Source organism: Aeromonas sp. EU05-FHT14A05, assembly GCF_058791175.1.
Genome location: NZ_JBYTDH010000005.1, coordinates 91,768 through 103,485 on the forward strand (window position 1 = coordinate 91,768; position 11,718 = coordinate 103,485).

Annotated in this window: 11 protein-coding genes; 9 read left to right on the forward strand and 2 right to left on the reverse strand. The window is 64.6% G+C overall.

Annotated elements, in window-relative coordinates:
* Positions 1-242 precede the first annotated feature (242 nt).
* The gene (gene rnt, locus AC3WR3_RS09185; RefSeq protein ID WP_162519318.1) at positions 243-920 is read right to left on the reverse strand and encodes a ribonuclease T; all 678 of its coding nucleotides are present in this window, start codon (positions 918-920) and stop codon (positions 243-245) included.
* 146 nt (positions 921-1,066) lie between these two features.
* Between rnt and AC3WR3_RS09190 the strand changes: the two genes are divergently transcribed.
* Entirely contained in the window at positions 1,067-3,040 is a 1,974-nt protein-coding gene (locus AC3WR3_RS09190; protein WP_492291706.1) for a methyl-accepting chemotaxis protein, read from the forward strand.
* Between the two features lie 67 nt (positions 3,041-3,107).
* Positions 3,108-3,983, forward strand: a complete 876-nt coding sequence (locus AC3WR3_RS09195) for a flagellar protein MotY (RefSeq protein WP_193558756.1) — start codon at positions 3,108-3,110, stop codon at positions 3,981-3,983.
* 158 nt (positions 3,984-4,141) lie between these two features.
* Here the strand turns inward: AC3WR3_RS09195 and suhB are convergent, their stop codons facing one another.
* Entirely contained in the window at positions 4,142-4,945 is an 804-nt protein-coding gene (suhB, locus tag AC3WR3_RS09200; protein WP_139439477.1) for an inositol-1-monophosphatase, read from the reverse strand.
* Positions 4,946-5,145: 200 nt separating this feature from the next.
* Here suhB and AC3WR3_RS09205 point away from each other — a divergent pair, with 200 nt between their 5' ends.
* The 7 genes from AC3WR3_RS09205 to AC3WR3_RS09235 all read left to right on the forward strand — a co-directional run bounded on the left by AC3WR3_RS09205 (position 5,146) and on the right by AC3WR3_RS09235 (position 11,645).
* Positions 5,146-5,601 carry a hypothetical protein gene (locus AC3WR3_RS09205; protein ID WP_139439478.1) on the forward strand — a complete coding sequence of 152 codons (456 nt, stop codon included), beginning with the start codon at positions 5,146-5,148 and terminating at the stop codon, positions 5,599-5,601.
* A 278-nt stretch (positions 5,602-5,879) separates the two neighbouring features.
* On the forward strand, positions 5,880-6,029 hold the full coding sequence (locus tag AC3WR3_RS09210) for a glutathione binding-like protein (protein ID WP_392459587.1): 150 nt from the start codon (positions 5,880-5,882) through the stop codon (positions 6,027-6,029).
* A gap of 31 nt (positions 6,030-6,060) precedes the next feature.
* The gene (locus tag AC3WR3_RS09215) at positions 6,061-6,723 is read left to right on the forward strand and encodes a glutathione S-transferase family protein (RefSeq protein WP_139439479.1); all 663 of its coding nucleotides are present in this window, start codon (positions 6,061-6,063) and stop codon (positions 6,721-6,723) included.
* Between the two features lie 200 nt (positions 6,724-6,923).
* On the forward strand, positions 6,924-8,450 hold the full coding sequence (locus AC3WR3_RS09220; protein ID WP_265436662.1) for an ABC transporter substrate-binding protein: 1,527 nt from the start codon (positions 6,924-6,926) through the stop codon (positions 8,448-8,450).
* Positions 8,447-9,409, forward strand: coding sequence for an ABC transporter permease (locus tag AC3WR3_RS09225; RefSeq protein ID WP_492291707.1), 963 nt, complete (start codon positions 8,447-8,449; stop codon positions 9,407-9,409). Before AC3WR3_RS09220 ends, AC3WR3_RS09225 begins: the two co-directional genes overlap by 4 nt.
* Positions 9,410-9,411: 2 nt before the next feature.
* Positions 9,412-10,218, forward strand: a complete 807-nt coding sequence (locus AC3WR3_RS09230) for an ABC transporter permease (RefSeq protein WP_492291708.1) — start codon at positions 9,412-9,414, stop codon at positions 10,216-10,218.
* Complete coding sequence (locus tag AC3WR3_RS09235; protein WP_492291709.1) at positions 10,215-11,645, forward strand: ABC transporter ATP-binding protein; 1,431 nt, start codon at positions 10,215-10,217, stop codon at positions 11,643-11,645. The genes AC3WR3_RS09230 and AC3WR3_RS09235 overlap by 4 nt, the downstream gene beginning before the upstream one ends.
* Positions 11,646-11,718: the final 73 nt, after the last annotated feature.

Here is an 11,718-nt window from a genome sequence, read left to right on the forward strand (position 1 = left end):
TTATAGATTGTGTTGCTGTCTGTCGGGGGAAAGTCAGCTAGTTTGCGAAAAACGTGACAAATGTCGAGAAAAAAAACGGCAAAATGGCCTCTTCACGGTATTCCAGCCGAGCTAAATCAGTTCTGTCGGGATGGCGTGCTGAAAACGGTGCTGGATGACCCTGTTTGTGCCGTTCTGGTCAAACCAGCTGCCTGGCGGCGGCTCCGACCTCATGGAAAGAGGCTGCCAAGGCAGCCTCTTTCTCATTCCCCAATGGCACTGCCGGGGTTGTCATCGGCGGGCACTTCCTCCGGATTGGCCAGGGGCCAACCCCCCAGGCTCTTCCAGCGGTTGACGATATGACAGAACAGCTCTGTGGTGCGCTCGGTGTCATAGAGGGCGGAGTGGGCCTCTTTGTTGTCAAAGGGGATGTTCGCGCTCTGGCAGGCCTTGGCCAGCACCGTCTGCCCCAGGGCCAGGCCCGAGAGAGCCGCGGTGTCGAAGGTGGCGAAGGGGTGGAACGGATTGCGCTTGAGACCGGCACGCTCGGCGGCGGCCATCACGAAGCCGTGATCGAAGGTGGCGTTGTGGGCCACTATGATGGCCCGGCCGCAGTCGCTCTCCTTCATGCCCTTGCGCACCCCCTTGAAGATCTCGGTGAGCGCTTCCTTCTCGTCCACGGCGCCGCGCAGTGGGTTGAAGGGGTCTATGCCGGTGAACTCCAGGGCGGCCTTCTCCAGATTGGCCCCTTCGAATGGCGCCACATGAAAATGGAAGATCTGATCGGGCATGAGCCAGCCCTGCTCATCCATCTTGAGGGTATAGGCGGCGATCTCCAGCAGGGCATCGGTCTTGGCATTGAATCCGGCGGTTTCAACATCGATGACGACGGGGTAAAAGCCACGAAAACGGCCCTTGAGGGTGTGAACGGCGTCGGTCATGGTATCTCGGTCGGCGTGAAAGGAGGCGGCATTATGGCAAAAAAGCCGGCCCTTGTCCCTCCTGGGCCGCCATGCGCAGGCCAACTGGTTCTATTAAAAGCAGTTGCGCTTATAATTGGCCACTTCAACCATGGAGGGGCGAGGCGATGAAGAAGCTGGGATTGGCGCACAAGATGTTGCTGGTGGTCTGTCTGCCACTGTTGGCCCTGCTGTTTTTTTCCGGTCGATACGTCTATGAGCGTTATCGGGCCGAGCAGGAGATGAGTCAGGCAGAGGCTGCACTCGGGGTGGTGCGGGAGGCGGCGCAGCTCGCCCATGAGCTGCAAAGGGAGCGTGGCATGTCGGCCGGCTTCCTCGGCTCTGGCGGCAACAAGTTCCGTGATGCCCTGCCTGCCCAGCGCAAGGTGGTCGACACCCTGCTGGTGCGTTTTCATCAGGATCCTGCCTTGCTGGCATTGACAGAGGTGCAGCAGGAGTTGCCCGGGCTCACCGCCATGCGTGAGCGGGTTGGTGCCCTGGGGGTCGAGGTGGCGGAGCAGGTCGGCTTTTACACCCGTCTCATCACCCAGTTGCTGGCGGTGGTGGATCAGGTCAGCATTCGCAGTCAGGATGCCACCATAGCGCTGCAGACCAGTGCCTACGCCGCCTTCTTGCAGAGCAAGGAACGCATGGGGCTGGAGCGGGCGACCCTGAGCAATGTGTTCGCGCGAGGCAGCTTCACCCCGGCGCTGTTGCAGCAGTACATCTCCCTCCTCGCCGCCCAGAATACCTATCTCGAGCGTTTCCAGGCGTTAGCCAGCCCCTCACAACGTCAGCTGCTGGCCGACAGTCTGGCCTCTCCCGTGGTGGCCAAGGTGGCCGACATCGAAAAACTGGCGCTGGAGAAGGCGGCAAGCGGTGGCTTTGGGGTGGATGCCGAAGCCTGGTTTGCCTTGAGTACCGACAAGATAAGCCTGCTCAAGGAGAGCGAGGATCGCCTCTATCAACAGTTGTACGATCGGGTTGAGCAGATGCGGGCCAGGAGTGCCAGCGACTTCTGGTGGGCCGCCCTCGGCGTACTCTTGTGCGTGGCCCTGACCAGTGCCGTCTGCTGGCGGGTGGTGCGCGACCTGCATCTGGGCTTCATGGCGCTGCATCAGACCTTCAAACGGCTGGTGCAGGAGAATGACCTGACGGTGCGGGTCAACTGGCGGTCCGGTGATGAACTGGGAGCATTGGCACAGGATCTGAACCGCTTCCTCGAACATCTGGAAGGCCTGTTGCTGGCGGTGCGCCGCTCCTGCGACGTGCTGGCGCGCAGCGCCGCCGCCTCGGCAGAGGTGATAGCACAGGTCAACGCCGGTGTGGCCAAGGGGGTTGGCCAGGTGGATCTGGTCGCCACCGCCGCGACCGAGATGGCCTCGACGGTGGCGGAGATTGCCCGCAACGCCACCCAGACTTCGCAGGCGACCCAGCAGGCCATCGGACGTGCCCATCAGGGTGACAGGGAGGTAGATCAGACCATAGACGCCATCCAGCAGGTGGCGGGCACCCTGGTCGATACCCAGCAGCTGGTGGACAACCTGCATCGGGAGACGGAGTCGGTCGGCGAGGCGCTCAGCCTCATCAAGCAGATCTCGGACAGAACCAATCTGCTGGCCCTCAACGCCGCCATCGAGGCGGCCCGCGCCGGCGAGTCCGGTCGCGGTTTTGCCGTGGTGGCGGAGGAGGTGAGGGCGCTGGCCTCGCGCACCCAGCAGGCGGCGGATGACATTGCGGGTATGCTGGATCGTCTGCGCCAGGGCGCCAGTCAGGCGGTGACGGCCATGCACCTGGGCACCGAGCAGGCGGGGCTGAGTGTGACCGAAGCCAAACGGGCCGGCAGCGAGCTGACCGATATCGTCAAGGAGGTGCGCAAGGTGAACGACATGACCGCCCAGGTGGCGACCGCCACCGAGGAGCAACGTTATGTGACCGACGATATCCAGCACAACGTGCTGACCATTCGGGAGGTCTATGAGGCCCACCGCCTGCACTCGGAGACCCTGCAACAAAACAGTGTCGAGCTGGATAAGCTGGCCCAGGATCTGACGGCCCGCATCGCCAGCTTCAAACTGATGGATCGCCCCGCTCCCCATTGAGGTTTTGCCCTAAAGCTTGGCTTGCCGCTGCCGATAGTTAATCCGAGATCGTGTGGAGGGCAAGCCGTTGAATGCTTGGGTGTTAGGGTTGATCAGCATATCCGTGAGTATGCAGTTGCAGGCGGGAGTGACCGAGTTCGGTGCCGGTCTGGATCAATCCGTCTGGCGGTTGACCTCGGATACTCAGGTGGAGTGCCGTCTCGAACACCCCATACCCCGCTGGGGCACGGGCGCCTTCGTCAGCCGGGCCGGTCGCAAGATCAACCTGGACTTCGAGCTGAAGGGGCAGCGGCCGCAGGCCAGGACCCAGACGGTGAGCCTCGGGATCATGCCCCCCAGCTGGCGCCCCGGTGTCTCCGGACGCCAGATAAGCCAGCTGCAGTTCTATCAGCAGTTCGACGGCCTGGTGGCGGGGCAAACCGCCTGGACCATGCTGGACGAGCTGGAGGGGGGGCGCATGCCCACCTTCCAGTACAGAGACTGGTATCGCCAGGACAGGCCGGTGCGGGTGTCGCTCTCCTCGGTCAACTTCAGGGTCAAATACCAGGCCTTCATGGATTGCCTGAGCGGCCTCTTGCCCTACAGCTTCAACGACATCGCCTTCAGCGTGCTCTCCTATGACAAGAACAGCGATCAGCTGTCGCCTGCCTCCAGGCGGCGGCTGGCGCTGATCGGCGACTACGTGAAGGCGGACAAGAGCATAGACGTGGTGGTGATCGACGCCTACAGCGACAGCTACGGCGGTCGCTGGCCGAATCAGAAGCTCTCCGAGAAACGGGCAGATGCCATCAAGCAGGTGTTTGTGGATCTCGGCATCGAGGAGGGCAAGATCTCGGTGGAGGGGCATGGCGAGAAACAGCACGTGGCCTCTAACGAGACGGACGCGGGCCGAGCCAAGAACCGGCGGGTCGTGATCAACATGGGGCGTAACGGCACCATCTAAAGTGAATAACCGTGCACCTCTAGCCTGCTCATCTGGAACTTGGCAGGGGCCGGTTCCACGCTGCAGCGGCTGATTTTCCCGATCACTGAGATAAAAAAATGCCAGTCGGCTGGGCCGACTGGCATTTTTTTCAAGGGTTTGCGACTGACCTGGCCAGCTTATTTAGCCAAAGAGTCCGGCAGGTTTTCGCGGATCTTGCCGAGCATCTCTTTCAGGACGCGCGGGTTGGCAACCACCATGTTGCCGGAGTTTTCGTAGTTGTGACCACCCACGAAGTCGGTGACGATGGCACCGGCTTCCTTGGCCAGCAGCTCACCGGCGGCCGTTTCCCAGGGCTTCAGGCCGATTTCCCAGAAACCGTCGATGCGACCAGCGGCCACATAGGCCAGATCCAGGGCGGGGCAGCCGGCACGGCGGATATCGGCGCACTCGATGAACATGCTCTGGAACATCTTCAGGTACGGCTCGATGTGGTGCTTCTGCTTGAACGGGAAACCGGTGGCCAGTACGGTACCAGCCATCTCTTTGGCCTTGCCGACACGGATGCGGTAGCCGTTCAGCTGGGCGCCGTTGCCACGGGTGCTGGTAAACAGCTCGTCACGAATGGGATCGTAGACGACGGCTTGTTCGGTCTTGCCCTTGACGCGCAGGGCGATGGAGACGGCAAAGTGCGGAATGCCCTTGACCAGGTTGGTCGTGCCATCCAGTGGGTCGATGATCCATTGGTAATCCGGATTGGTACCGGCAATCTCACCAGACTCTTCAGCCACGATGCTGTGTTCCGGGTAAGACTTCTTGATGGTGTGAATGATGGCCGCTTCGGCTTCACGGTCAACGTTGGTCACGAAGTCGTGGCTGCCTTTTTGGATAGCCTCGATGTTCTCGGGCTGGGAGAAGGCTTTTACTACAACTTGACCGGCGTTGCGCGCAGCGCGCACGGCGATATTCAGCATCGGATGCATAGGTTCACCACTGGATGTTAAAGAACGGGGGATAAAAGGACGCGGTATCTTACCAAGATATTCTGGAATAGCAACCATGGTACCCGCATTCGGTCATGGTGGGGGCTGGCAGATCTGACGGCTCCAATAAAGGCCTGTTATCGGCTAGTCTTATCGCGACAGCCGGCTAACAGGCTGTGGTGAGCATAGGGACATGAGCCATGAATCTGTCATTAGTCAGTCAAAAACCGTCGGCAGCGACGACATTGGGTGTGCTGGCCGCACTGCGTGCCGCCAGTGGAGAGGGGGATTACTTCACCGAGGTGAGGGTGGCACAACCGGATAGTTGGCAACCGTCGAAGGAGGAGGCGGCCATCTTGCTGCTGGAAGAGGATGATGCGGCATGGCCGGAGCCGGTCTGGCCCGCCAGCGGCGCTGCCCTGGGATTGCCCGTGCTGCCCCTGCTGGTTCACCGACAATATGACAGCCCTCCCCAGGGGCCGGATGTCAGGGACCCGCGCTTTTACTTCGTCTCCAATGGCATAGTGCTGGATGAAACTGAACTCGCGGATCCCGCCTGCAGCCTGGTATTGCAGAGCAAGTTAGAGTCCTATTTCCCGCTTCTCTCCCGCCTCATCCTGCTGCGCCAGCGTCAACCCGTGGTGCTGTGCAGCTAACCGATCCCCCTCTATTCGGGCTGTTCAAGCGGCGCAATATTTGTCATAACAGACCGATATTGCGCCGTTTGGCTTTTGCTCCTCATGGGAATGGGAAGCGGCCCGCAGTGTTCCCGACAACGGAGGCGAGATGACGGTCTATGAGTTGAAACGTGCCCCCCAACGCCCGCCGGGTCAGGATGTTTCTGGCGGAGAAGGGCATAGTGGGGGGAGAAGTGCAAGCAGCAGGCCCTGACCTGGTTTGCCAGGCTCGATGCCCGCCTTGCCGAGGGCCCTATGTGGCAGGAGATCGCTTCACCATCGCCGACATCCTGGCCCTGTGCACCATCGACTTCGGCAAGGTCGTCGCTCTTCGCATCGCCCAGCACCAGCATCACTTGCAGGCCTGGCATGAGCGGGTGAGTGCCCGTCCCAGCGCCCAGGCTTGATCATTACGTTTGAACGACCAAGGAGTCCAAGATGATAGAGTTGTACACTGCCGCCACGCCCAATGGGTTCAAGGTGTCGATTGCCCTCGAGGAGCTGGGGTTGCCTTACAGGGTGATCCCGCTGGATTTCTCGACCATGGAGCAGAAGAAGCCCGAGTTTCTGGCCATCAACCCCAATGGCCGCATTCCGGCCATCGTCGATCGGGATAACGGTGACTTCGCCGTGTTCGAATCCGGCGCCATCCTTATCTATCTGGCGGAAAAAACCGGCAAGCTGCTGCCGCAGGATCCCAAGCGCCGCTCCCAGGCCATCCAGTGGCTGATGTTCCAGATGGGTGGCGTCGGCCCCATGATGGGGCAGGCCAACGTCTTCTACCGCTACTTCCCCGAGAAGATCCCGGCGGCCATAGAGCGTTACCAGAAGGAGGGGCGCCGTCTGTTCGAGGTGCTCGACGGTCACCTGGCGCACCATGAGTACCTGGCCGACGAGTACAGCATCGCCGACATTGCCACCTGGCCCTGGGTGCGGATCCATGACTGGAGCGGCATCTCCATCGAGGGCCTGCCCCATCTGCAGGCCTGGATGGCGCGCATGGAGGCCAAACCCGCCTGCCAGAAGGGCATCACCATTCCGCCCCGCAACGAGAGCCCCGAGGATCAGGTCAAGCGGGCACAGCAGATGGTGACCCGCTAGGATGATGACGATGGCCCGATGACGGGCCATCGCTTTTTATGATTGCCGCCCCATTGTCCGCCTGCTGGGCCGCTCATCTGTTCCCCCTTTCCCGCTGCAAATAAGCCATCTATCAAAAATGAAAAGTCATTCATTCTGATTAATTGTTATGTTATAACGCCAGATCTTGGTTGGTAATCATTATCGTTTGGATGGAAAGGATGACAAAAATACACGCCCGTTGGGGATGGTGCGCCCTGGTGTTGATGGCCGGGATGAATGTTGCTCACGGCAAGCCGCTGGCCATGGTGGGGCCCTGGGAGATCCACAGTGTCGACCCTGCCAGCAACGGGGTTTTCTTTACCCGCATGCAGGTGGCGGAGACCCTGGTCGAGGTAGACAGCCAGGGCAATCTGCAGCCCGGGCTCGCCAGCCAGTGGTCTCACTCCGAGGATGGCCTGCAATGGCGATTCACCCTGCGCCCCGGGGCCCGCTTTCACGATGGCAGCGAGGTGAGCGCCGAGCAGGTCGCCTTTGCCCTGCAGCAGGCATGGCGCAAGCCCGGCGTCATGACCAGCGCCCCCATCGCGTCCATCGAGGCCCATGAGGGGGCCCTGCTGGTCACCCTCACCGGCCCCTTCGCGCCCCTGGCCGCCGTGCTGGCTCACCCCAGCACCCAGATCCTGGCGAAGGGGGCCTATGATGCCAAGGGGGAGGTGACCCAGGTCATCGGCTCTGGCCCCTATCGCATCACCCGGTTGCAGCAGCCCCAGCGAGTCGAGACCGAGCGCTTCGATGGCTGGCAGGGCCCCCAGCCTGCCATCTCGCAGGTGAGCTACCTGACGGTGGGCCGCGCCGAGAGCCGCACCCTGATGGCCGAGAGCGGTCAGGCCGACATCGCCTGGGGGCTGGATCCGGTCAGCATCCGCCGCTTGCAGCAGGCGCCCCGGGTCTCCATCGTCTCCGTTACCCTGCCGCGCACCATACAGCTCAAGCTCAATGGGGCCGATCCTCTTCTGAAGGATCCGGCGGTGCGCCGCGCCCTCAGCCTCGCCATCGATCGCCGTGGCATGGCGGCTGCCCTGCTGCGGGATCCCGAGATGGCGGCGACCCAGCTCTTCCCTCCCACCCTGGGGGAGTGGCATCAACCCGGGTTGACCCCGCTCGCCTATGACGTCAAGGCGGCTCAGGCGGCCTTGGCGGCGGCAGGCTGGCTGTTGGGGGCGGATGGCGTGCTGCACAAGGGGGAGGAGCGCTTCGCCCTGACCCTGCGCACCTTCCCGGATCGCCCGGAATTGCCCCTGCTGGCCACGGCACTGCAGGCGCAGTGGAAGGCGGTGGGGGTGGACCTCAAGGTGGCGGTGGGCAACTCGAGCGAGATCCCGGCCGGTCATCAGGATGGCTCGCTCCAGCTCGGCCTCTATGCCCGCAACTATGCCCTGGTGCCGGATCCCCTGGTCACCCTGCTGGGGGATCTGGCCCCCGCCGGTGCCGACTGGGGGGTGATGAACTGGCAATCCCCGGCCATGGAGCAAACACTGGCCCGCCTTGGCAAGGAGACCCTGCCCGCGGGGGAGGCCGCGGCACTGCGCCGTGACATCGCCACCACCCTGCAGCAGGAGTTGCCTCTCCTGCCCATCGCCTGGTATCGCCAGAGCGCGGCGGTCAGCCGTGAGCTGAAGGGCTTTGAGCTGGATCCCCAGGAGCGCAGCTACCGTCTGGACAAACTCACATGGAGTGCACAATGACAGCGGCGCCCTTCTCTGCCGTCATGGGAATACTGGGCCAGCGGCTGGTGCAGGCGCTGATGGTGGCGCTGCTGGTGGCCGGGCTCTGCTTTCTGATGGTGCAATCTCTGCCCGGGGACATCGCCTTTCGTATCGCCGCGGGCCGCTACGGCTATGACTATGTCACCGCCGAGGCCGCCAACGCGGTGCGAAGCGAGCTGGGGCTGGCCGGCTCGGCCCTCTCTCGCTTCGGTGACTGGCTGGGCGCCCTGCTGCAGGGGGATCTTGGCAGCTCCCTGGTGACGGGCGCACCTGTGGCCAGCGAGGTGGGCCACCACTTGGGGGCCACCCTGTCCCTGGCGGTGGCCGCCGTGGCCCTGGCCCTGTTGCTGGCGCTGCCGCTCGGCAGCCTGAGCGCCCTGCGTCCGGGGGGATGGTGCGATCGCCTGACCCTGGGCTGGAGCGTGCTGATGCGCGCGCTGCCTCCCTTCCTGCTCGGCCTGGTGCTCATGGTGCTGCTCTCGGTGGAGCTGGGCTGGGTCAGCGCTGCCGGTCACGGGGAGAGGAGCAACCTGCTGTTGCCCGCCCTCACCCTGGGGCTGGGGCTTTCGGGCGTGCTCTCCCGGGTGGTGCGCGAGAGCGTGCTCACCGTGGTGCAGTCCGGTTATTACCGCTTCGCCCTCACCAAGGGGCTCTCGCCCGCCCGGGTCTTCAGGCGTCACGGCCTGCGCAACACCGGGGTCAGCGTCATCGCCTACACAGGGGTGCAGCTGGTGCTGCTCATCGAAGGGGTCGTGGTGGTCGAGAGCCTGTTCGCCTGGCCCGGCATCGGCCATGCCCTGGTACATGCCATCTTCTGGCGCGACATCCCCATGGTGCAGGGAACCGTGCTGGTGCTGGCTGCGCTCTTCGTGCTGCTCAATACCCTGACGGATCTGCTCTGCCTCGCCATCGATCCCCGCGGTCCCAAGGAGTCCTGATCATGTCTTTCTCTGTCAAGGCGGGAGCAAGCCTGCTCCTGCTGGTGGTGCTGTTCGCCCTGCTGGGCCCCGTGTTCTGGCCCGATCCCGCCGCCCAGGATCTGGTGCAGTTCCTGGCCGATCCCTCCTGGCAGGAGCCGCTCGGGCGGGATCAGATGGGCCGCAGCCTGATGGCGCGGCTCGCGGCGGCGACCCGGCTCTCCCTGCTGCTGGGGATGCTGTGCGTCCTGACGGCGGCCCTGCTGGGGTCGCTGCTGGGCTGGCTCTCAGCCTGGCGCGGCGGCTGGGTCGACGGCCTGCTGCGCAGCCTGGCCGACGGCGTGCTGGCCCTGCCGAGCCTGCTGCTGGTGCTGCTCTTCTCCGCCATGGCCCAGGGGGGCTTCGCCATCCTCTATCTCGGGTTGGCCATGGCCCAGTGGGTGGAGTACTACCGGGTGGTGCGGGCCCGCAGCCGGGCGCTGCTTGCCTCGCCCCAGGTGGAGGCGTCCCGGCTGCTGGGCTTTGGCAACGCCCACATCCTGCGGCGCCACCTCTGGCCCGAGCTGGCCCCCCAGCTGCTGACCATGATGGCCTTTGGCCTCGCGGGGGCCATCCTGACTCTCTCGACCCTGGGCTTCGTCGGGGTGGGCATCCAGCCACCCACCCCTGAGCTCGGCCTGATGATGACGGAGGCGCTGCCCCACTATCAGGAGGCGCCCCGCCTGCTGCTGGCCCCCATACTGGTGATGGGAGTGATGCTGCTGGCCCTGGTGCTGCTCAATCAGAAGGGCACCCTTCATACTGGATCCCCGCAAGGAGTCACCCCATGACAACCATTCATATCAAGGGCCTGCAGGTGGATGACGGTCGACAGACCCTGCTGCAGGCGCTGGATCTCACCCTGCTCCCAGGCAGCGCCTTGACCCTGATAGGGGAGAGCGGCTCGGGCAAATCCCTGCTGGCCCATGCCCTGATGGGGACCCTGCCTGACCCCCTGCGCGGCCGGGGTGAGATGGCGATGGGCGGCCTGTGCCACAGTCTGGCGGACCCCTGCGCCCTGCGCGTCCTCTGGGGGCGGGAGCTGGCCATGTTGCCCCAGGAGCCGGTGCTGGCGCTGGACCCCACCATGGGGCTGCTGCCCCAGGTGGAGGAGAGCTGGCTGGCGGGCGGCAAAGAGGCGCGCTCGCGGGCGCGGGACGCCCTCGAGCGGCTCGGGCTTGCCGGGCGGGAGCGCCACTTCCCGCACCAGCTCTCCGGGGGCATGGCCCAACGCGCCGCCTTTGCCGCCGCCACCCTGGGGCAGGCGCGCCTGCTCATCGCCGACGAGCCCACCAAGGGGCTCGACCGCCGGGCCAGTGCCAGGTTGCAGACATTGCTGCAGGGCTATCTGACCGAGGGGCGCCACCTGCTGACCATCACCCATGATCTCTCCCTGGCCCGGGCGCTGGGGGGCTGGGTGCTGGTGGTCAAGGGGGGCGAGATAGTGGAGCAGGGGCCCGCCGAGCAGGTGCTGCAGGCGCCTTCCCATGCCTACACCCGCGCCCTGCTGGCGGCGGAGCCCTCGGCCTGGCCCGAGGCCGTGCATCCTCCGACCGGCGACTGGCTGCTCAGGGGGGAGGGGCTCGCCATGGGCTACGGGGATCAGACCCTGTTCGAGGGGCTCGATCTGCCACTGGCCCGGGGGGAGCGGCTCGCCATCATGGCGCCGAGCGGTGCGGGCAAGAGCACCCTCGGCAATGTGCTGCTGGGGTTGCAGCGCCCGCTGCGAGGGCGGGTGTTGCGCCAGGGGGGCATAGCCCCCCACCGCTGGCAGAAGCTCTATCAGGATCCGGTGCAGGCCTTCGCCAGCCGGGTGCGTCTCGCCACCCAGTTTGACGATCTGCTGCGCCTGCACCGGCTGCCCCGCCAGCCCCTCACCGACTATCTGGCGAGGCTCGGCCTCGATGAGCGGCTGCTGAGCCGGCTGCCGAGCCAGGTGTCGGGGGGGGAGCTGCAACGGCTGTCGCTGATCCGGGCTCTGCTGCTGCGCCCCGTGCTGCTGTTTGCCGACGAGCCCAGTTCCCGGCTCGATCCCCTGAGCCAGCAGCAGACCATCGCCTGCCTGCTGGGTGAGCTGGCGGAGATAGGCTGCGCCCTGCTGCTGGTGACCCATGACGAGGCGTTGGCGGGCAAGGTGGCCGGGCGCTGCCTGCGACTGGGGGCGGCGGGCACAGCCGAGCACGGGCTGGCGCCTGCCGGGTTGGGGCGGGTGGGCTAAGGGGAGCGGGGCGCCTGGGCACAGGCGCCTCGCTCCCGTTCGATGTCAGTTCGACGGGGCCGCAGGCCCCGTC

Excerpts from the sequence above, each read along its gene's own strand:
- AC3WR3_RS09215 (WP_139439479.1), top strand. The coding sequence starts at position 6,061 with ATGATAGAGTTGTACACTGCCGCCACGCCCAATGGGTTCAAGGTGTCG.
- AC3WR3_RS09205 (WP_139439478.1), top strand. The coding sequence starts at position 5,146 with ATGAATCTGTCATTAGTCAGTCAAAAACCGTCGGCAGCGACGACATTG.
- AC3WR3_RS09225 (WP_492291707.1), top strand. The coding sequence starts at position 8,447 with ATGACAGCGGCGCCCTTCTCTGCCGTCATGGGAATACTGGGCCAGCGG.
- AC3WR3_RS09220 (WP_265436662.1), top strand. The coding sequence starts at position 6,924 with ATGACAAAAATACACGCCCGTTGGGGATGGTGCGCCCTGGTGTTGATG.
- AC3WR3_RS09230 (WP_492291708.1), top strand. The coding sequence starts at position 9,412 with ATGTCTTTCTCTGTCAAGGCGGGAGCAAGCCTGCTCCTGCTGGTGGTG.
- AC3WR3_RS09190 (WP_492291706.1), top strand. The coding sequence starts at position 1,067 with ATGAAGAAGCTGGGATTGGCGCACAAGATGTTGCTGGTGGTCTGTCTG.
- AC3WR3_RS09235 (WP_492291709.1), top strand. The coding sequence starts at position 10,215 with ATGACAACCATTCATATCAAGGGCCTGCAGGTGGATGACGGTCGACAG.
- suhB (WP_139439477.1), bottom strand. The coding sequence starts at position 4,945 with ATGCATCCGATGCTGAATATCGCCGTGCGCGCTGCGCGCAACGCCGGT.
- rnt (WP_162519318.1), bottom strand. The coding sequence starts at position 920 with ATGACCGACGCCGTTCACACCCTCAAGGGCCGTTTTCGTGGCTTTTAC.